16 protein-coding genes and 2 tRNA genes are annotated in these 19209 nt (G+C 73.9%); 14 read left to right on the forward strand and 4 right to left on the reverse strand.

From position 1 onward, the window contains the following. Positions 1–72: 72 nt before the first annotated feature. The 5 genes from rsfS (at position 73) to ACZ6RC_RS01925 (ending at position 1922) form a co-directional block, all read left to right on the forward strand. Positions 73–510: a ribosome silencing factor gene (rsfS, locus tag ACZ6RC_RS01905; RefSeq protein ID WP_391142586.1), complete on the forward strand. Its 438-nt coding sequence runs from the start codon at positions 73–75 to the stop codon at positions 508–510. Next, complete coding sequence (locus tag ACZ6RC_RS01910) at positions 507–1160, forward strand: histidine phosphatase family protein (RefSeq protein WP_391143327.1); 654 nt, start codon at positions 507–509, stop codon at positions 1158–1160. Before rsfS ends, ACZ6RC_RS01910 begins: the two co-directional genes overlap by 4 nt. Before the next feature lie 95 nt (positions 1161–1255). Further along, positions 1256–1328, forward strand: a tRNA-Ala gene (locus ACZ6RC_RS01915). 165 nt (positions 1329–1493) lie between these two features. Further along, complete coding sequence (locus ACZ6RC_RS01920) at positions 1494–1685, forward strand: hypothetical protein (RefSeq protein ID WP_391142583.1); 192 nt, start codon at positions 1494–1496, stop codon at positions 1683–1685. Between the two features lie 3 nt (positions 1686–1688). Continuing rightward, on the forward strand, positions 1689–1922 hold the full coding sequence (locus ACZ6RC_RS01925) for a hypothetical protein (protein ID WP_391142581.1): 234 nt from the start codon (positions 1689–1691) through the stop codon (positions 1920–1922). Here the strand turns inward: ACZ6RC_RS01925 and ACZ6RC_RS01930 are convergent. Further along, positions 1891–3108, reverse strand: coding sequence for a glycosyltransferase 87 family protein (locus ACZ6RC_RS01930; RefSeq protein ID WP_391142579.1), 1218 nt, complete (start codon positions 3106–3108; stop codon positions 1891–1893). The two genes, ACZ6RC_RS01925 and ACZ6RC_RS01930, sit on opposite strands and share 32 nt — an antisense overlap. Before the next feature lie 121 nt (positions 3109–3229). Here ACZ6RC_RS01930 and ACZ6RC_RS01935 point away from each other — a divergent pair. Next, a tRNA-Ala gene (locus tag ACZ6RC_RS01935) sits at positions 3230–3302 on the forward strand. A 122-nt stretch (positions 3303–3424) separates the two neighbouring features. Here the strand turns inward: ACZ6RC_RS01935 and ACZ6RC_RS01940 are convergent. Both ACZ6RC_RS01940 and ACZ6RC_RS01945 read right to left on the reverse strand, forming a co-directional pair. Next, on the reverse strand, positions 3425–5002 hold the full coding sequence (locus tag ACZ6RC_RS01940) for a ferredoxin (protein ID WP_469578677.1): 1578 nt from the start codon (positions 5000–5002) through the stop codon (positions 3425–3427). Continuing rightward, positions 4999–6270: a hypothetical protein gene (locus ACZ6RC_RS01945; protein ID WP_469578680.1), complete on the reverse strand. Its 1272-nt coding sequence runs from the start codon at positions 6268–6270 to the stop codon at positions 4999–5001. The genes ACZ6RC_RS01940 and ACZ6RC_RS01945 overlap by 4 nt, the downstream gene beginning before the upstream one ends. Before the next feature lie 593 nt (positions 6271–6863). On the opposite strand from ACZ6RC_RS01945, the gene leuS reads away from it, so the two are divergent. The 7 genes from leuS (at position 6864) to ACZ6RC_RS01980 (ending at position 17748) form a co-directional block, all read left to right on the forward strand. After that, positions 6864–9752 (forward strand): leucine--tRNA ligase, encoded by a 2889-nt coding sequence (gene leuS / locus ACZ6RC_RS01950; protein WP_469578682.1) that lies wholly within the window; start codon positions 6864–6866, stop codon positions 9750–9752. Between the two features lie 167 nt (positions 9753–9919). Beyond that, a complete protein-coding gene (locus ACZ6RC_RS01955) occupies positions 9920–10762 on the forward strand; it encodes a hypothetical protein (protein WP_469578684.1) in 843 nt (280 codons plus the stop codon). 202 nt (positions 10763–10964) lie between these two features. Further along, positions 10965–11810, forward strand: a complete 846-nt coding sequence (locus ACZ6RC_RS01960) for a DegV family protein (protein ID WP_469578686.1) — start codon at positions 10965–10967, stop codon at positions 11808–11810. 490 nt (positions 11811–12300) lie between these two features. Then, positions 12301–13185, forward strand: a complete 885-nt coding sequence (locus ACZ6RC_RS01965; protein WP_469578688.1) for a ComEA family DNA-binding protein — start codon at positions 12301–12303, stop codon at positions 13183–13185. Positions 13186–13217: 32 nt separating this feature from the next. Further along, positions 13218–15740 carry a ComEC/Rec2 family competence protein gene (locus ACZ6RC_RS01970; RefSeq protein ID WP_469579405.1) on the forward strand — a complete coding sequence of 841 codons (2523 nt, stop codon included), beginning with the start codon at positions 13218–13220 and terminating at the stop codon, positions 15738–15740. 43 nt (positions 15741–15783) lie between these two features. Continuing rightward, positions 15784–16476, forward strand: coding sequence for a helix-turn-helix domain-containing protein (locus ACZ6RC_RS01975; protein ID WP_391142561.1), 693 nt, complete (start codon positions 15784–15786; stop codon positions 16474–16476). 3 nt (positions 16477–16479) lie between these two features. Further along, a complete protein-coding gene (locus ACZ6RC_RS01980; RefSeq protein ID WP_391142559.1) occupies positions 16480–17748 on the forward strand; it encodes an MFS transporter in 1269 nt (422 codons plus the stop codon). A 40-nt stretch (positions 17749–17788) separates the two neighbouring features. Here ACZ6RC_RS01980 and ACZ6RC_RS01985 read toward each other — a convergent pair whose 3' ends face one another. Continuing rightward, a complete protein-coding gene (locus tag ACZ6RC_RS01985) occupies positions 17789–18031 on the reverse strand; it encodes a hypothetical protein (RefSeq protein WP_391142557.1) in 243 nt (80 codons plus the stop codon). 71 nt (positions 18032–18102) lie between these two features. Here ACZ6RC_RS01985 and holA point away from each other — a divergent pair, with 71 nt between their 5' ends. Continuing rightward, a complete protein-coding gene (holA, locus tag ACZ6RC_RS01990; RefSeq protein ID WP_469578690.1) occupies positions 18103–19089 on the forward strand; it encodes a DNA polymerase III subunit delta in 987 nt (328 codons plus the stop codon). Positions 19090–19209 lie beyond the last annotated feature (120 nt).

Here is a 19209-nt window from a genome sequence, read left to right on the forward strand (position 1 = left end):
GTCGGGGATGCGGGGCTGTCGGCGGCACGTGAGACCCTTGAGGTGTCTCTGACCGCCGACGAAAGCCTGCTTGTGACCGCCACGGATCGCTCCATCGAGCTCGTCAACGCCGCCGCCCAGGCGGCGGCCGACCGGCTCGCGCACGACATCATCGCGTACGACGTCAGTGATGTGCTGTCGATCACCGACGCCTTCCTGCTCGCCTCCGCGCCCAACGACCGCCAGGTCAAGTCGATCGTCGACGAGATCGAGGAGCGCCTGAACAAGGAGCTCGGCGCCAAGCCGGTGCGCCGGGAGGGCGACCGCGACGCCCGCTGGATCCTCCTGGACTACGTCGACATCGTCGTCCACGTCCAGCACAGCGAGGAGCGGGTCTTCTACGCCCTGGAGCGGCTGTGGAAGGACTGCCCCGAGCTGTCCCTGCCCGAGGACGCGCTGCAGACGCGCGGCAAGGCCCAGGAGCACGCCCGGCTCACGGGCGCCGACGAAGCGGACGGTGAGCTGAGCTGAACGGCACCAAGGGCGGCAGGGGCCGCCGGATCGTTCTGTGGCGTCACGGCCAGACCTCCTGGAACCTGGAGCGCCGCTTCCAGGGCTCCACGGACATCGAGCTGACCGAGACCGGCGTCTCCCAGGCCCGCAGGTCCGCCCGGCTGCTCGCCTCGCTCAAGCCGGACGCGATCATCGCCTCCGACCTGAAGCGGGCGGCCGCCACCGCGGGGGAGCTGGCCTCCCTGACCGGACACACCATCGCGTACGACTCCGCCCTGCGCGAGACGTACGCGGGGGAGTGGCAGGGCCTGACCCACGACGAGATCGTGGCGCGCTACGGCGAGCAGTACGCCGCCTGGAAGCGCGGCGAGCCCGTGCGCCGGGGCGGCGGCGAGCTGGAGACCGAGGTGGCCGACCGGGCCGCGCCGGTGGTCCTGGAGCACGTCGACAAGCTGCCCGTCGACGGCACCCTCGTCGTGGTCAGCCACGGCGGCACGATCCGCACCACCATCGGCCGCCTCCTCGGCCTGGAGGCGCACCACTGGGAAAGCCTCGGCGGACTCTCCAACTGCTGCTGGTCCGTCCTGGGCGAGGGCGCCCGCGGCTGGCGCCTGATGGAGCACAATGCCGGCACGCTGCCCGAACCGGTCCTCGGCGACGACGACTGACCCACCGCCGGACCGGCCCGGAAGCGGATTTCACTTTCCGGCAGGTCACAGGCTAAAGTTCTTCTTGTTCGCAGCGCGGAGCGCGAAGAACACGAGGGGCTATAGCTCAGTTGGTAGAGCGCCTGCATGGCATGCAGGAGGTCAGGAGTTCAATTCTCCTTAGCTCCACAGACACCGGATCCCGTCCCCATCAGGGGGCGGGATTCGTCGTTCCGTACCCCCGTCTCCCTCTCCCGCGCGCGCCCTCTCGCGAGCTCGCCGACCCCCTTGCGCGGCCATGGCAGAATCGGACGGCCGGAGGGGGACGACGGCCCGGACGGGAGGGAGCGTGCGATGGTCGCGAGCGGTGCCGAGGATGCCGAAGTCGACGGCGTCGCGGAGCCCGTCGAGGACCACAGCGGCGCCGACGGCGCCGGAGCACCCCTCGGCTGTCCCGCCTGCGGCTCCGCGCGGATCGCCCAAGTACTCGGTGACAACGGCGGAGTGTCCTATGTGTGCACGTCCTGCGGCCACAGCTGGAGCTGAGTGATGGGTGCCCACAGGCGGAAGTGCGACTGGTGCGGCAGCGGTACGCCCATCGTGCGGGACATGGACCCGGTCAACGCCTCGTACCAGTACTGGTGCGAGGAGTGCGCGCGGGCGCTGATCATAAAAGGCGACCCGATCGAGACCTACCGCGAGCTGGAGGGCGAGCCGATCTACGGCCGGCTCCTCGACGAGCACTGCACCCTCAAGCGGTTCTACTCCTTCGCCACCGCCTGACGCCGTACCCCACGAACAGCGCCGTCACGGTCAGCGGATAGACGGCGGACAGCACCATCTGCACCGGATTCTGGTCCAGCTCGGGCCGCCCCGGGTCGTGCGGCACCCACCACAGCGCGAACGAGGCGAAGGCCAGGGCCACGGGCGCCAGGACCGGCCACGCCGGCCGCACCCGCTCCACGAGCAGGAGCAGCAGCGGAACGCACCACACCCAGTGGTGGGACCAGGAGATCGGGCTGATCATCAGCGCCGTCACCGCGCAGACCACCACGGCCAGCGCCTTGTCCCCGCGCAGCGCCGCCCGTACCGCGAGCACCATCGCCGCACCCCCCAGGACGGCGGCGGCGACCGCCCACCACATCCCCGGGTCGTCCGTGTGCATCACCCGCGCCAGGACCCCGCGCAACGACTGATTGGCGGTTTCCTCGGCGAAGCCGACCCGGCCGCTCTCGAACAGCGTCCCCGTCCAGAAGCGCCACGAGTCGGACGGCAGGACCAGCGCGCCGACCAGGGTCGCTGTGAGGAACGTCGCGGTGGCCGTCGCCGCCGTGCGCAGCCACGGGTTCCACCCGCGCTCGCGGCGCCACAGCAGCACCCCGGCGGCCAGCAGCAGCACCACGAACAGCCCGGGTGTGAGCTTCACCGCAGTGGCGAGACCGATCCCGACCCCGGCCCACCGGTGACCGGCGCGCCGGGTGACGTCCCACAGCACCGCGACCGCGATCAGGAGATTGATCTGGCCGTACCGCAGCGTCGTCCACACCGGCTCGCACCAGACCACGACCGCGGCCACCCAGAACGTCCTGCGCCACAGCTCCTCACGCGTCAGGGCCGGGCGGACCAGCTGCAGCGAGAGCTGCACCAGGGCGACGACGAGGAGGAGGTTCCCCGCGGTGGTCAGCGTCCGCATCAGCGGCACGCCGACCAGCGTCAGCGGGACGAACAGCAGCCCGGCGAACGGCGGATAGGTCATGGCGAGGTTCGCCGAGGTGGCGCGCATCGCGTAGAGGTCGCCACCGGCCCGGACCGTCTCGCCCTCGGCGCGATAGACCATCACGTCGAGCATGTTCACGTGGGCGAGGCGCTGCGCCACCCAGAAGGCGACGAACGAGATCAGGCACACCGCGGCGGCGGTGGCGAGGGGCCACTGGCGGGCACGGGCTCGGATGAGGACGGACGCGGTCACAGAGGGGGACCCTACCCGCCGCCCTCGGACCCCCAGGGAAACGATTTGGTGATCCCACGGGAGGCCGGTTAATGTTCTGTCTGTCGCCGCGGGGGGAACCCGGAGCGCGGGCCGACAGCGAGGGGCTATAGCTCAGTTGGTAGAGCGCCTGCATGGCATGCAGGAGGTCAGGAGTTCAATTCTCCTTAGCTCCACAGCAGAGAAGCGGGTCATCCGAATCGGATGGCCCGCTTCTTCGTGTGCGGTCTCCGCTCTTCGCGTGCGGTCTCCGCGCGTACGGCGACGGCGGCCGGGGGGCTCCCCCGGCCGCCACCGGTCAACCCCGGCCGGACCCCAGCGCCTTGCGGCCCGTCGCGGGCGGCAGGGCGGGCGCCTCGCGAGAGGGCGCCTCGATCCGCAGCGCCAGTGCCGGGCAGCGCCGTACGGCCCGCTGCGCGCGCTCCCGCAGGTGCATCGGCACCGAGGCGTCGGCGAACACCGGGAAACCGTCGGGGCCCAGCCTGATCAGCTCCGGCACGAGATCCGCGCACAGCCCGTGGCCCTGGCACAGCGTCCAGTCCACGGCCAGCTTCTCGCCGCTCGGAATCGACTCCTCCGCGTCCTGGTAGCCGGGCGAGGGCAGCGGCAGCACCCCGACCGTCGGGCGGCCGCAGCCCCCGTCGAGGACATGGGCGGCCAGATCGTCCGTGAACGCCGACAGGGTCGAGGCGAAGAAGCGGGCCGAGCCGTCGGGGTGTTTGCACGCCCCGCGTCCCTTCACCGCCTGCGTCACCTCCCGCAGCGCCTCCAGCGCGGCCGGGCCCCCGCCGTTCAGCACGTCCGAAAGCCCCCCGGCCGCCGCGGGCAGCCCGAGCCGGCACGGACCGCACTGGCCGGCCGTCTCCGCCGCCAGCCAGTTCGCCACGCGCAGCGACTCGCCCAGCGGACAGGTCTCGGGGCCGATCGGCAGGATCGCCCCGGCGCCCAGGGCGCCGCCCACGGCCGCCATCGAGGCGCGCGAGACGACGGCGTTGTGGACGGCCGTCGAGTCGATCCAGTTGCCGTGGTACCCGCCCGTGAGCACGCCCTGCGGCACCTGCGGGGCCCCGGCCAGCATCAGCACGTACCGCAGCGGGACACCCGTCGGGACCTCGACCACCATGGGGCGCGCGACCGCGCCGGACAGCGTCAGCAGGACGGTGCCGGGCTCGGTGTCCAGACCGGAGTGGCCGAAGCGGCGGGGCCCGATCCGGGCGGCGATCGCCAGCTGCGCGAACGTCTCCGCGTTGGACAGCAGCGTCGGCGCCCCGCCCACCCCCGACTCCGCCGCCCGCTCACGGCGGCCCTGCGGCAGCGCCGGGCCACCGCCGGCCGCGCGGATGACGGCGGACGCCTCGCCGGAGACCATCCGCTCCGGAGTCCGCACGACCCGCGCGCGGAGCGGCTGGCCCCGACGGTCGGACAGGCCCCGCTCGGCCAGCGCGGAACGGATCGATATCTCCGTGGAGTTACGGGTCACGGCGACGATCAGGGTCCGGGCGCCGAGTGCCTCGGCGGCCAGCAGGGCCCCGTCCAGGATCAGGTGCGGGGCCCGGTTGAGCAGCACCGTGTCCTTGCGGCAGGCCGGCTCCCCCTCGCTGCCGTTGACGACCACGACGGGCCGCACCCCCCGGCGGATCGCCGCCTTGGCGACCGCCCTGAGCTTGCGGCCGAAGGGGAAACCGGCGCCACCGCGCCCGTGCAGGGAGATGTCGTCCGCGAGCTGGGCCAGCCGCTCGCCGCCCATGGGCTCCAGCGGCCCGTGCACCTTCAGGTGCATGGACAGGTCGAGCCGCTCGACCAGGTCGAAGCCCTGGGTGAGCTGCGGCAGCCCGACCACGCGGACCTCCGGGACGTCGGGAAGCGGGATGTTCACAGGCGGTCCCCTCCCGGCGCCGTCCACGGCTCACCCGCCGGAGGCGGACTCGCGTAGGTCGGCGTCGGCATCGGCGGCGACGGCGTCGGCCAGTAGCCGGGGCGCTGGGCGGGATCGCGGAGTGGCAGATCGGGGACGACGGGAAGCTCCTCGGTCATCGGGACGCGTTCGGCGAGCGGGGCGCCGGACGTGCCGGGGTCGGATGCGCCCGGGTCGGGCGCCCCCGGGGCGGGGAAGGGGCTGCGCGAGACCGCGCGGTAGGCGGCCGAGAATCCGGCGCCCCCGCGCGGCGGCGGCGCGGCCTCGTACGGCTCCGCCGCCTCGTAACGCGGTGGCGTCGCCTCGTAGCGGGGCGGCGCCGTCTCGAACAGCTCGGGCGCGGCCTCGTACAACTGCGGTACGGGCGGAGGGAGCGGTGTGTTCAACGGGGGGCGTGCGACGGGGCGGTCCAGCCACTCGGCGGACAGGGTGGGGGCCTCGTCACGGCTCTCCTCCCCGAAGCCTCGCTCCCGCTCGCCGGGGGACGCGGCGGCGGTGGACGAAGGGGAGGAGGGGGAGGACGCGGCCGGGCCGGTCGCCGCGTGCTGCCCGGCGGGCCGGGCGCGCCGGCGCCCTTCGACGGCGGCGAGGAGCGCGGCGAGCCGTTCGGCGAGTTCGCGCTGCGTGGGGGCGGGCAACAGCCGCAGCGAGAAGGCGGCGGCGACCGAGACCAGGGCCAGGCAGTACATGACGACGACCCAGGTGGCGGCCTGCCGGCCCGCGTAGAGGCCGTGGACCAGCGCGAAGCACCAGGCGGGGTAGGCCAGCATGTGCAGCGGACGCCAGCGGGCCGCGAACCGGCTCCGGCCGGCCAGGGTGCTCCGCAGGGCGCCGGTCGCGGCGACGATCACCATGAGCAGCCCGGCGAGCGAGCCGAAGCCGATGAGACCGGCCGCGCCGGTCATGCCGAGGCCGAACGGGATCAGCGCCCCGATCGGTTCGACGTGGCCCAGCGAGACCTTGACCGTGCCGTGCAGCAGCAGGAAGCCGAGGGAGGCGACGGCGGTGGCGCGGTGCACGCCCTGGGCGATCAGCCGGTGGCGGGTGGAGAGCAGCAGGCGGTCGCTGGCTATGAGACCCCAGACGATCGAGGCCGTCAGGGAGACCAGCGAGAGCACGCCGGTGGTGAAATCGAGCGCGGCGCGGAAAGCGTCGCTGCCGCCGATGGCGAGCAGCGGAATGATCACCAGTGCCGCGACCGAAAGTCCGCCCCGAACCGGCCGGCTCATACCGGTTCGCGTGACGGGAGTAGAACGGATCTTGCGATGAGGGTTCATGGGGGCGACTCCGGAATGGTGCGGATAAGCGGTCCCGTTGCCGCATGCTAAGTCGCTCCATACCAGGCAGTAGGTGGTTTGCTGGTTTACGGGGCGTTCGAAGGCCAACTGACTCTGGGGTTGCCCCGGATAGGGTCGTTACGCGGAGTAACTTGAGCCGCTTCCGTGGGCGGTGCGCCTGCCCGGCTCCCGTGTCCACGCCCGTGGCGCGCGCCGGGGAGGGGGTCGGACCGGCGCGGAGAGCGCCCGCCGGGGCGTGGAGCGCCGGTCCGGGAGGTGTCCGGCCGGGGTCAGGCCGGGTGGGAACGCCGGTGCGGACGGTGTTCGACCGGAGCGTGGAACGCCGGTGCGGGCCGCTCGGGCCCTGCGGTACCCTGACGCCATGCGTGCCGTACGCCTTCTGCTTAGCGAGCCGCGCTGATCAGTCCCGACGGATGAAAGATCCGGTCGGAATCGGCGCGGCGTCCCCTCCTGTGCGAGGGGCTTTTTCATTTCGCGCCATTGCGCGGCAGTCGGCAGAGACGATCGATGGAGCTTCAAGGATCATGAGCGAGATGAATTCGGCTGCCGAGACGGCGGCCCCGCATCGTTATACGGCGGTCATGGCCGCCGACATCGAGGCACGCTGGCAGGACTTCTGGGACGCCGAGGGCACCTACGAGGCGCCGAACCCCACCGGCGACCTGGCGGGCGACCCTGAGGTCGCCGCCCGCCCCAAGAAGTTCATCATGGACATGTTCCCGTACCCCTCGGGTGCGGGCCTGCACGTCGGCCACCCGCTGGGCTACATCGCCACCGATGTCTTCGCCCGCCACCAGCGCATGACCGGCCACAACGTGCTGCACACCCTGGGCTTCGACGCCTTCGGCCTGCCGGCGGAGCAGTACGCCGTGCAGACCGGCACGCACCCGCGCGTGTCCACCGAGGCCAACATGGAGAACATGAAGGTCCAGCTGCGCCGGCTGGGCCTGGGCCACGACAAGCGCCGGTCGTTCGCCACGATCGACCCCGAGTACTACAAGTGGACGCAGTGGATCTTCCTGCAGATCTTCAACTCCTGGTACGACCGGGAGGCCGGGAAGGCCCGCCCGATCGCCGAGCTGATCGAGCAGTTCGAGAACGGCACGCGTGAGGTCCCCGGCGCCCGCGAGACCGCCGGCTCCACGCGCGCGTGGAGCGAGCTGAGCGCCGCCGAGCGCTCCGACGTCCTGGGCGAGTACCGCCTGGCGTACGCCTCCGACGCGCCCGTCAACTGGTGCCCCGGCCTGGGCACCGTCCTGGCCAACGAGGAGGTCACCGCCGACGGCCGCTCCGAGCGCGGCAACTTCCCCGTCTTCAAGGCCAAGCTGCGCCAGTGGAACATGCGCATCACCGCCTACGCGGACCGCCTGCTGGACGACCTGGACGCCCTGGACTGGCCCGAGGCCATCAAGCTGCAGCAGCGGAACTGGATCGGCCGCTCCGAGGGCGCCCGCGTCGACTTCCCGGTCGGTGACGCCGGCGCCATCACCGTCTTCACCACCCGCCAGGACACCCTGTTCGGCGCCACCTACATGGTCCTGGCCCCCGAGCACGACCTGGTCGAGAAGATCGTCCCGGCCGCCTGGCCCGAGGGCACCCACGACGTGTGGACCGGCGGCCACGCCACCCCCGCCGAGGCCGTCGACGCCTACCGCAAGCAGGCCGCCTCCAAGTCCGACGTCGAACGCCAGGCCGAGGCCAAGGACAAGACCGGCGTCTTCACCGGCGCGTACGCCGTCAACCCGGTCAGCGGCGAGAAGGTCCCCGTCTTCATCGCCGACTACGTCCTGATGGGCTACGGCACCGGCGCGATCATGGCCGTCCCCGCGCACGACTCCCGGGACTTCGCCTTCGCGCGCGCCTTCGAGCTGCCGATGCGCTGCGTCGTCGAGCCGTCGGACGACCGCGGCACCGACCCCTCCACCTGGGACGACGCCTTCTCCTCGTACGAGGCGAAGCTGGTGAACTCGGCCGGCGCGGACGTCTCCCTGGACGGCCTGGGCGTCGCCGACGCCAAGGAGAGGATCACCGCCTGGCTGGCCGACCGCGGCATCGGCGAGGGCACCGTCAACTTCCGTCTGCGGGACTGGCTGTTCAGCCGCCAGCGCTACTGGGGCGAGCCCTTCCCGATCGTCTACGACGAGGACGGCGTCGCGCACTCGCTGCCCGAGTCGATGCTGCCGCTGGAGCTGCCGGAGGTCGAGGACTACTCCCCGCGCACCTTCGACCCGGACGACGCCGACACCCAGCCCGAGACGCCGCTGTCGCGCAACGAGGACTGGGTCTACGTCACCCTGGACCTGGGCGACGGCCCGAAGAAGTACCGCCGCGAGACCAACACCATGCCCAACTGGGCCGGTTCCTGCTGGTACGAGCTGCGCTACCTGGACCCGAACAACTCCGAGAAGCTGGTCGACCCGGCCATCGAGCAGTACTGGATGGGCCCGCGCGAGTCCATGCCGACCGGCGGCGTCGACCTGTACGTCGGCGGCGCCGAGCACGCCGTACTGCACCTGCTGTACGCGCGGTTCTGGTCCAAGGTGCTGTTCGACCTGGGGCACATCTCCTCCGCGGAGCCGTTCCACAAGCTGTACAACCAGGGCATGATCCAGGCCTTCGTCTACCGCGACGCGCGCGGGATCGCCGTCCCGGCGGCCGAGGTCGAGGAGCGTGACGGCGGCTTCTGGTACCACGGCGAGAAGGTCTCCCGCGTCCTGGGCAAGATGGGCAAGTCCCTGAAGAACGCCGTCACCCCGGACGAGATCTGCGCCGAGTACGGCGCCGACACCCTGCGCCTGTACGAGATGGCGATGGGCCCGCTGGACGTCTCCCGCCCCTGGGACACGCGCGCGGTGGTCGGCCAGTACCGGCTGCTGCAGCGGCTGTGGCGCAACATCGTCGACGAGTCGACCGGCGAGGTCACCGTCGTGGACAGCGCGCCCGACGAGGACACGCTGCGCGCCCTGCACAAGGCCATCGACGGCGTCTCGCAGGACATGGCGGGCATGCGCTTCAACACCGCCATCGCCAAGGTCACCGAACTGAACAACCACCTGACGAAGGCGGGCGGCGCGGTCTCCCGCACGGTCGCCGAGCAGCTGGTGCTGCTGGTCGCCCCGCTGGCCCCGCACATCGCCGAGGAGCTGTGGCGCCGGCTGGGCCACACCGACTCGGTCGTCCACCAGGACTTCCCGGTCGCCGACCCGGCCTACGTCGTGGACGAGACGGTGACCTGCGTCGTCCAGATCAAGGGCAAGGTCAAGGCGCGTCTGGAGGTCTCGCCGTCGATCACCGACGCCGAGCTGGAGGCGCTGGCGCTGGGCGACGCGCACGTCGTCGCCGCGCTGGGCGGGGCGCAGATCCGCAAGGTCATCGTGCGGGCCCCGAAGCTGGTCAACATCGTGGCCGGCTGACCCGGTCACCGCTGTCCGCGGTCGGCCGCGAGGCATGGGGGGCATCCCCTACGGGCAGGTTGGGGGTTCCGATGGAACCCTCGGCCTGCCCCTTCCGTTTACCGTGGAGGAACGACAGTCGAGGGAACTCGACAGCCGAGGACTCGACCACCGCCGGAGGGGCGCCCATGGAAGCCGCGATTGTGATCATGGCGCTGCTCTTCTTCGCCTTCGTGGCGCTGGGGGTGTACGCCACCGTGAAGGTCGTGAAGGCCGCCAAGCGCGGCGTCGACCGGACGATCACGCAGGCCCGGCGCACGGTCGAGGACACGACGCTGCGCGCCAAGAGCTTCGGCCAGGTCGGCGTCGCCGGTGAGCTGGCCCAGCTGCGGCTGTCGCTGCGCACCTCGATGCGCGCCACGCAGGAGGCGCTGCGGGCAGGTGTCGCCGAGGACGCCTCGCTGAAGGAGACGCTCGACCTCTTCCACCGGCTCAGCGCCCACGGGCAGGAGCTGGACGGCGAGCTCAAGCGCCTGGAGCGGGAGCCGGACCGGGTGAGGGTGGCCGGACAGCTCACCGAGCTGCGCGAGCGCACGGAACAGATCACGCGGTCCGCGGACTCGCTGCGCTGGGCGGCCCGGGACCGGGCACAGAAGTTCGCCGAGGACGACCTGTCCTCGCTCAGCGCGCAGATCGACCTCGAGGCCGGGGCGCTGCGCCACTGGGCGGGCCCGGATGCGGGCGCGGACGCGGGGACGGGCGCGGGTGCCGGGACGCACGGCCAGGGCCGCGACGCTGCCGACTTCTCGTGGCCCGAGGCGGGGACGGCCGGGCCGGAGGCCGAGCGGGAACAGGTGTGGCCCGCGGAAGCCGAAGCGGAGCACGGCAGCGCGGCACCCGGCGGGTCCGGGACGGCCGGCGCCGCCGGCCGGGAGCGGGGGCAGCAGCCGCCGCCCGCGATCACGGCGCGCGATCCCCGGCAGGCGGGCCATCCGTGGGAGAAGTCCGCCCGCCCGGAGACCACCACCTGACCTGCGGCGTCCCGGGGGAACGACCCTGGCGGCGCCTGGAGTTGACGGGGCCTGACGTGGCGGCAGGAGCGCGGAGGCCTGCGGCGGGGCGGCGCAGGCGGTCGCGGCGGGGCGATGCCGGGGCCCGTGGCGCGGCGACGCGGACGGACGACGACCGGGGCCGGGCTGCCTAGGGGCGCTCATGGCGGGTAACCTCCCGCTCATGTCCCGGCATGTCGCGATCGTCACCGATTCCACGGCCTACCTGCCACCCCAGACGATGGAGCGGCACGGCATCACAGCGGTCCCGCTGACGGTCGTCATCGGTGACCGGGCCCTTGAGGAGGGCACCGAGATCTCGGCGCGCTCCCTGGCTCAGGCCCTCCAGAAACGACGGTCGGTGACCACCTCGCGGCCCAGCCCCGAGGTCTTCGCGGCCACCTACCGCTCGCTGGCCGACTCCGGCGCGCGGAGCATCGTCTCGCTCCACCTCTCCGGCGAGTTCTCCGGGACGTACGACGCCGCCGTGCTGGCGGCCAGGGACGCCCCCGTGCCCGTACGGGTCGTGGACACCCGCATGGTGGGGATGGCGCTCGGCTTCTGCGCGCTGGCGGCGGCCGAGGTCGCGGAGGCGGGCGGCTCGCTCGACGAGGCCGTCGCGGCCGCCGAGAAACGGGCCGCCGGCACCTCCGCCTTCTTCTACGTCGACACCCTGGAGTACCTCCGCCGGGGAGGGCGCATCGGCGCCGCCCAGGCGCTGCTCGGCTCCGCGCTCGCCGTGAAACCGCTCCTCGAACTCGACGGCGGGCGCATCGAGCTGCGCGAGAAGGTGCGCACGGCGTCCAAGGCCATCGCCCGGCTGGAGGAGATCGCCGTGGATCGGGCCGCGAACGGACCGGTGGATGTCGCCGTCCACCATCTCGCCGCCCCCGAGCGGGCCGCCGTCCTGGCCGACCGGCTGCGTGAGCGGCTGTCGGGCGTGGAGGATCTCCAGGTCAGCGAGGTGGGTGCGGTGATCGGCGCCCACACCGGGCCGGGGCTTCTCGCTGTGGTGGTGTCGCCCCGCTGACGCGGCGCCGCTGATCCCCGGCGCCGCCCGCCCGTCCTTGATGGCCCGTCCCCGTTCACTCGTGTGAGTGGCTGAGTTATCCACAACTGGGGTGCTGTGCACCGGATTCGGGGCATCGCGGCACGGGGACCGCGACGTCCCTACCGTCTCGTGCATGGCTCTTCGCACATCTCTCGACTCACCTTCCGCAGCGGCGACGGCTTCGGCGACCGATGTGTCGGCCGCGTCCGCCGCCTCCACGCCGGTCTCCGCGTCCGCTCGGTCCTCGACTCCTGGGGCCAGGCCGGCGGCAGCGACAGCGGCGGTGGCGCCGGGGGCGCCGCCTTCCGTGCCCGCGGGCGGGACACGGGTGAGGAGGCCCGGCGCGACCAGCGGTCCCGGGAGGGCGCCCGGGTCGGACGGCCGGGACCGGGGCGGCGGGCGCGGCTCTGCTCCCGGGCGAACCCGGCGGGCTCGCCGGAGGCACGCGCTCGCGGCGGCCGGCTCGGCCGTGCGGGACCGGGGCGACGCCCTCTTCCCGCCTGCCGACGCCCCGCCTCCCGTCCAGCCGGTCGCGCCCGTCGCGCCGGTGGAGCCGGTGGAGCCGGTGGAGCCGGTCGAGCCGGTCGAGCCGGTCGAGCCGGTACGGGAGCGGGCCGGGGCGGGGCGGTGGGCGCGGCTGGGGCTCGCGTGCCGGGAGCGGCTGCCGTTGTGGGTGCAGGCGAGGTGCGGCCTCGAACCGAGGACGCTGGCCGCCCTGGCGGTGGTGCTGGTGGTGGCCGCGGGGTTCGCCGGACGGTACTTCTGGGCGGGGCGGCCCGAGGCGGTTCGCGCCCCGGAGATCGTGCGGGCCGTGCCGCCGCCCGAGAGCGGGGCGTCTTCCCGGGAGTCTTCCCTGGGCACAGCGCCGCCGCCGACGTCGGGGTCGCCCCCGACGGAGGTCGTGGTCGACGTCAGCGGCAAGGTGCTGCGCCCCGGGGTCCTGACCCTGCCGGGCGGATCGAGGGTGGCGGACGCCCTGCGGGCGGCCGGCGGAGTCCGGCCGGGGACGGACGTCACCGGCCTCAACCGGGCCCGGGTCCTCATGGACGGCGAGCAGGTCGTCGTCGGCCTCCCGGCGCCCCCGGGCCCCGCCGCCCCTGGGGGTTCGGCCGCGTACGGGGGCACGGGCGCGGGCGGTGGCGGGGCGGCGGGGACGCGGGCGATGCCCCTGAGCCTCAACACGGCGACCGTGGAACAGCTCGACACCCTGCCCGGCGTCGGTCCGGTGCTGGCGCAGCACATCATCGACCACCGCGCGGAACACGGCGGGTTCCGCTCGGTCGCCGAGCTGCGCGAGGTCAACGGCATCGGCGACCGCCGGTTCGCCGACCTCGAACCTCTGGTCCGGCCGTGAACCGGCAAGGGGAGGCAGCGGGCCCGGCCGGCCTGCGCGCCCCGGACCCTCCGGGCACTCAGGGCACTCACGGAGGGGTGGTCTCCGACAGGACCCCTGACCGGCGCTTTCCCCATGACGAAGGGCCGGCCGATCTGCGGCTGGTACCACCGGCGTTGGCGGCCTGGGGGGCGGCCGCGCTCGCCGTCGGTGCCCCCGGGTGGTGGGCGCTCGCCGGAGCGCTGACCTGTGTCGCCGGGGCGGTGGCGCTGCTGTGGACCGGTACGGGACGGCGGGGGCGGCGCGAAGGGGCGTGGCGGCTCAGGGCCACGGCGGGGGCGGCGGCGCTGCTCTGCGCGGCGGCCGGAGCCGCGTCCGGAGGGCTGCACGCGGCGGATCTGACCCGGGGACCGGTGCCGGCTCTCGCGAGTGAGTACGCCCGGGTGAGCGCCGAGTTGACGGTCACCGCCGATCCGCGTCTCACCCGGCCCCGGGTCCGGGGCGACCACGCGGCTCCTCTCTCCGTCGTCCTGCCCGCGGAGGTGACCCGGATCGAGACAGCCGACCGGGCGGCGCACCGGACCAGGACGCCGGTGCTCGTCATCGTCCCGGCGGGGGAGGGCCGGGAGCGGTGGCTGCGACTGCTGCCCTCCACCCGGCTGCGGGCCGAGGGACGTCTCGCCCCGCCCGCCCGTCCGGGGGAGCCGATGACGGCGGTGCTGCGGATCGACGCGGCGGGCCCACCGCGGGTCACCGGCCGGCCGAGCGCCCCGCAGCGGACGGCGGGGAAGCTGCGTGCCGGTCTGCGACGGGCGACCGAGGGCCTCGGGCCGGACGCCCGGGCGCTGCTCCCGGGCCTGGTCGTCGGGGACACCTCGCGGATCGAGCCCGAGCTCAGCGACGCCTTCCAGGCCACGGACCTCACTCACCTCCTGGCGGTCTCCGGATCCAACCTGACCATCGTCCTGCTGCTCCTGATCGGCCGCCCGGGCAGCGCGCTGCGCGCGGAGCGCGGGGGGCTCGCGCCCCGGATCGGCATCCCGCTGCGTGCCACGGCGCTGCTCGGCGGGGGCCTCACCCTGGCCTTCGTCATCGTCTGCCGGCCCGAACCGAGCGTGCTCCGGGCGGCGGCCTGTGGCCTGGTCGCGCTGCTGGCCATCGGCACCGGCCGGCGCAGATCACTCCTTCCGGCGCTCGCCGCGGCGGTCCTGCTGCTGGTGCTGTACGACCCGTGGCTGGGGCGGAGTTACGGCTTCCTGCTCTCCGTGCTCGCCACCGGGGCGTTGCTGACCCTCGCCCCGCGCTGGAGCGAGGCGCTGCGGCGGCGCGGGGTCCCGGGCCGCCTCGCGGAGGCACTGGCCGCGGCCCTGGCGGCCCAGGCGGTCTGCGCGCCCGTGGTGGCGGTCTTCGCCGCCCGGGTGAGCCTGGTCGCCATCCCCGCCAACCTCCTCGCGGAGCCGGCGGTGGCGCCCGCGACGGTGCTCGGCTTCGCCGTGCTCGCGCTGGCCCCCCTCTCCCCGTCGGTCGCGGAGCTGGTCGCGCGGGTGGCGGCCTGGCCCGCCGAGTGGGTCGCGACCGTGGCCCGCGCGGGAGCGGCGCTGCCCGGCGCGGAGATGGAGTGGCCGGGCGGCTGGTGGGGAGGGCTGTTCCTGGCCGCCGTCGGCGCGCTGGTGGTGCTCGGGGCGCGGAAGCTGCCGTACCGCCGGGGAATCGGGGCCGGGTGCGCCGTCCTGCTGCTCCTGGCGGTCGTCCGGCCGGCGCCGCTGACCCGGCTGGTCACCGGATGGCCGCCGCCGGACTGGGCGTTCGCGATGTGCCAGGTCGGGCAGGGGGATGCGACCGTTCTCGCGGCCGGTGGCGACACGGCCGTCGTGGTGGACGCCGGGCCCGACCCGGCGCTGGTGGACCGGTGCCTGCGCGACCTCGGAGTCCGCCGGGTCCCCCTGATCGTGCTCACGCACTTCCACGCCGACCATGTCGCCGGGCTGGCAGGCGTGTTGCGCGGCCGGTCCGTGGGGGCGATCCAGACGACGGGCCTCGACGAGCCGCCGGGCCAGGCCGCCGCCGTGCGCCGCACGGCCGCCGCGGCGGGCATCCCGCTCGTCCGGGCGACGCCCGGTGAGCGACGGCGCCTCGGGCCGTTGGAGTGGCAGGTGCTGTGGCCCCGGAGCGCGCCGGGGGCGGTGGGCGCGGAGGAGTCCGGGCCGAACGACGCCAGCGTCACGCTGCTGGTGCGGACGGCGGGCGGCCTGACCCTGCTCCTCCTGGGGGATCTCGAACCGCCCGCTCAGCGCGGCCTGGCCCGAGCCCGGCCGGACCTGCCTCGCGTCGACGTGCTCAAGGTTGCCCACCACGGTTCGGCGCACCAGGATCCCGGGCTGATACGGGCCGTCCGGCCGAGGCTCGCGCTGGTGTCGACGGGGAGCGGCAACCCGTACGGGCACCCCTCGCCCCGGACCGTGGACGCGCTGCGGGCCGGGGGAGCGAGGGTACTCAGGACGGACCGGGACGGAGCGATCGCGGTCGCGGGGGCGGGCGCCGGCCTGCACGCCCTGCCGAGAGGGGGTGCGATGTAAAGGAATGCTTGTAAAGGAGTCTTTCTAAAGCTAGCTTTACATCATGGAGAAGCAGGAAGAGGGGCCGGAACAGCCCCGCAGCATCCGTCTCACGGACCCCCGAGCCCTCAGGGCATACGCCCACCCGACCCGTATGACGCTTGTCGGCCTGCTCCGGCAGAGCGGGCCGTTCACCGCCACCCGGGCCGCCGAGCTGACCGGGGAATCGGTGGCCAGCTGCTCGTACCACCTGCGGATACTCGCGAAGTACGGGCTGGTGGAGGAGGCGCCGGGCGGGCGGGGGCGGGAGAAGCCGTGGCGGGCGACGGCGCGGTACACGGACTGGCCGGCGGACAGCGAGGACGCGTCGGTCGCCGAGGCTGTCGACGCGCTGAGTACGGCGGCCGCCGAGCAGTACTTCCGGCGGTTCCTGCGGGCCATGGGGGACCGCCGCAACACGCCGAAGGAGTGGCGGGAGGCCGAGCAGCTCGGCGACTCGCTCCTCTACCTCACGCCCGCCGAGCTGACCGCGTTCGGCGAACGGGTGGAGGAGCTGTTGCGGCCCTACGAGGAGCGCGGAGCCGACGCGTCCCTGCGGCCCGAAGGGGCGAGGCCCGTCAGCCTGCTGCGGATCGCGTTCCTCGACCGCGAGATCCCCCCGGCAGACACGACCGACCACGACGTGCCCGCCGGCCACGGCGACGACCGCGGCGAGCAGGACGCTCCCGGCGGGCGTGCCGACCAGGGCGAGGAGTGAGGGATGGGAGCCGCCGCTCACATACCGGTGCTGCTGCGCGAACGGTCCTTCCGGCGTTACTGGACCGGGCAGACGGTCTCGCTCGTCGGTGACCAGATCTCGCTGATCGCGATCCCGCTCGCCGCCGTGCTCGTCCTGGGCGCGGACGCGGCCGAGATGGGCTGGCTCAAGGCGGCCGAACTCCTGCCGGCGCTGCTGCTCAACCTGCCGCTCGGCGCCTGGGCCGACCGGCAGCCCCGACGGCGGCGCGCCATGATCGCGGCCGATCTCGGCCGGGCGGCGCTCCTGGTGACACTGCCCGTCGCCCACCTGCTCGGCGCCCTCACGCTCGGGCAGCTCTACGCCGTCGCGTTCGGGGTGGGGGCACTGAGCGTGCTGTTCGAGGCCTGCAACGTCACGCTCTTCGCGGCCCTCGTCCCCACCGAGCGCTACGTCCAGGCCAACTCGCTCGTCAACGGTGCCCGTTCGGCGGCCTGGTTGGCGGGCCCCAGTGCCGGCGGCGTGCTGGTGCAGATCCTGACCGCGCCCTTCGCGCTGCTCGCCGACGCCCTCACCTTCCTGCTCTCGGCCGCCTACCTCACCAGGATCGACCCCGTCGAGCCCCCGCCCGCGCCGGTCGGGAAAGGGCACTTCACCGCCGGGCTGCGCTGGGTCGTGCGGAACCCCTCCATGCGGGCACTGTTCGCGGCCTCCGGGACGGTGCAGTTCTTCAACTACATGTTCCACACGCTGTTCGTGCTGTACGTGACGGCCGAACTCGGCCTGAGTGCGGGCGTCCTCGGCGCGGTGCTCGGCGCGGGCGCCGTCGGAGGGCTGATCGGAGCCGCGTGCGCCGGGACGGTCGTACGACGGTTCGGGATCGGGCCCTCGATCATGGGAGGCTTCCTCGGCTTCACCCTGCCCCTGCTGCTGATCCCGCTCGCCGAAGGCCCCACCGCCGTGGTCGTGGCCCTGCTCTTCGGGGCCGAGTTCCTCTCCTGCGTGGGGGTGATGGTCGTCGACATCGCCGCCGGATCCTTCCAGATGGCGCTGATACCCGAGGCCGTCCGGGCGCGGGTCCTGGGCGCGTTCCGCACCCTCAACCACGGCTTCCGGCCGCTCGGCGCGCTCGCCGGCGGTTTCCTGGGCACGGCGATCGGGCTGCGCCCCACGCTGTGGATCGCGACTGCCGGAGCGGTGTTCGCCGTCCTGTGGCTGCTGCCGTCGCCGCTGCCCCGCACCCGCGACCTGCCCGCCCCGGCCGACGAGACCGGCACCGTCACCGTCTCCTAGGCCGAGGCCGAGGCCCGCCGGCCCCGGCCGCCCCGACCGCCTACGGCGCTTCCAGCCAGCCTTCGTACTCCGCCGCCAGCGCGTCGAGCGCCGAGGCGTCCAGACGGCTCTCCGGGTCCTCCACCACGACCAGCCACTGGGCGTCCTCCGCGTCGTCCTCACCCGCCAGGGCGTCCCTGACGAGCTGAGGCTCCTCCGCGACGGAGAAACGGGCCGGCAGCTCCTCGGCGACCTCCTCGGCGGCGTCGCGGTCGGGCAGGACGAGTACGTGTCGTTCGCTCACCGGACCATTCTCCGGTACGGCGCCCGGCGCCCGGGCGGGGGTGTCGGTGGCCCGTGGGATGCTGGGACGCGATGGCACCCAGGAAGAATTCGACCGACGACCTCCTCGCCCCCGTGACGCTCGCCGTGGGTCAGGAGGACCTGCTCCTCGACCGCGCCGTCCAGGAGGTGGTGGCGGCCGCCCGGGCCGCCGACGCCGACACGGACGTCCGCGACCTCACCAGCGACCAGCTCCAGCCCGGCACGCTCGCGGAGCTGACCAGCCCCTCGCTCTTCGCCGAGCGCAAGGTCCTCGTCGTGCGCAACGCCCACGACCTCTCCGCCGACTCGATCAAGGACGTCAAGGCCTACCTCGACGACCCGATCGAGGAGATCTCGATCGTGCTGCTCCACGCGGGCGGGGCCAAGGGCAAGGGGCTGCTCGACGCGGCGCGCAAGGCGGGCGCCCGGGAGGTGGCCTGCCCCAAGACGACGAAGCCGGCGGAGCGGCTGACGTTCGTACGGCAGGAGTTCCGCTCGCTGGGGCGGTCGGCCACGCCCGAGGCGTGCCAGGCGCTGGTCGACTCCATCGGCAGCGACCTGCGGGAGCTGGCCTCGGCCGTCTCGCAGCTCACCGCGGACGTGGAGGGCACGATCGACGAGGAGGTCGTCGGGCGGTACTACACCGGCCGGGCGGAGGCCTCCTCGTTCAACGTCGCCGACCGGGCGGTGGAGGGCCGGGCCGCGGAAGCGCTCGAAGCGCTGCGCTGGTCGCTCTCCACCGGCGTCCCTGCGGTCCTCATCACCAGCGCCCTCGCCCAGGGCGTCCGCGCGATCGGCAAGCTGTCCTCGGCGCGCGGCGGCCGGCCCGCCGACCTGGCCAGGGAGCTGGGCATGCCGCCGTGGAAGATCGACCGGGTCCGCCAGCAGATGCGGGGCTGGACGCCGGACGGGGTGTCGCTGGCGCTGCGCGCGGTGGCGGAGGCGGACGCGGGAGTGAAGGGTGGCGGGGACGACCCGGAGTACGCCCTGGAGAAGGCGGTCGTCGCGGTGGCCCGCGCGGCCCGCCTCCGACGCTAGGACCCGCACCCCGACGCGTCCCGCCCGGGCGCGGCGCCCCCCCGGCACGTCCCGCCCGGTGCGGCGCCCCGCACCCCCGGCACGTCCCGCCCGCCTCCGACGCTGAAACCGCACCCCCGT

The organism is Streptomyces sp. NPDC048353, assembly GCF_055587165.1.

Bases quoted from the DNA above. Each gene is read 5' to 3' on its own strand.
- ACZ6RC_RS01920 (WP_391142583.1), top strand. From the start codon at position 1,494: ATGGTCGCGAGCGGTGCCGAGGATGCCGAAGTCGACGGCGTCGCGGAG.
- ACZ6RC_RS01925 (WP_391142581.1), top strand. From the start codon at position 1,689: ATGGGTGCCCACAGGCGGAAGTGCGACTGGTGCGGCAGCGGTACGCCC.
- ACZ6RC_RS01945 (WP_469578680.1), bottom strand. From the start codon at position 6,270: ATGAGCCGGCCGGTTCGGGGCGGACTTTCGGTCGCGGCACTGGTGATC.
- leuS (WP_469578682.1), top strand. From the start codon at position 6,864: ATGAGCGAGATGAATTCGGCTGCCGAGACGGCGGCCCCGCATCGTTAT.
- ACZ6RC_RS01955 (WP_469578684.1), top strand. From the start codon at position 9,920: ATGGAAGCCGCGATTGTGATCATGGCGCTGCTCTTCTTCGCCTTCGTG.
- ACZ6RC_RS01960 (WP_469578686.1), top strand. From the start codon at position 10,965: ATGTCCCGGCATGTCGCGATCGTCACCGATTCCACGGCCTACCTGCCA.
- ACZ6RC_RS01975 (WP_391142561.1), top strand. From the start codon at position 15,784: ATGGAGAAGCAGGAAGAGGGGCCGGAACAGCCCCGCAGCATCCGTCTC.
- ACZ6RC_RS01980 (WP_391142559.1), top strand. From the start codon at position 16,480: ATGGGAGCCGCCGCTCACATACCGGTGCTGCTGCGCGAACGGTCCTTC.
- holA (WP_469578690.1), top strand. From the start codon at position 18,103: ATGGCACCCAGGAAGAATTCGACCGACGACCTCCTCGCCCCCGTGACG.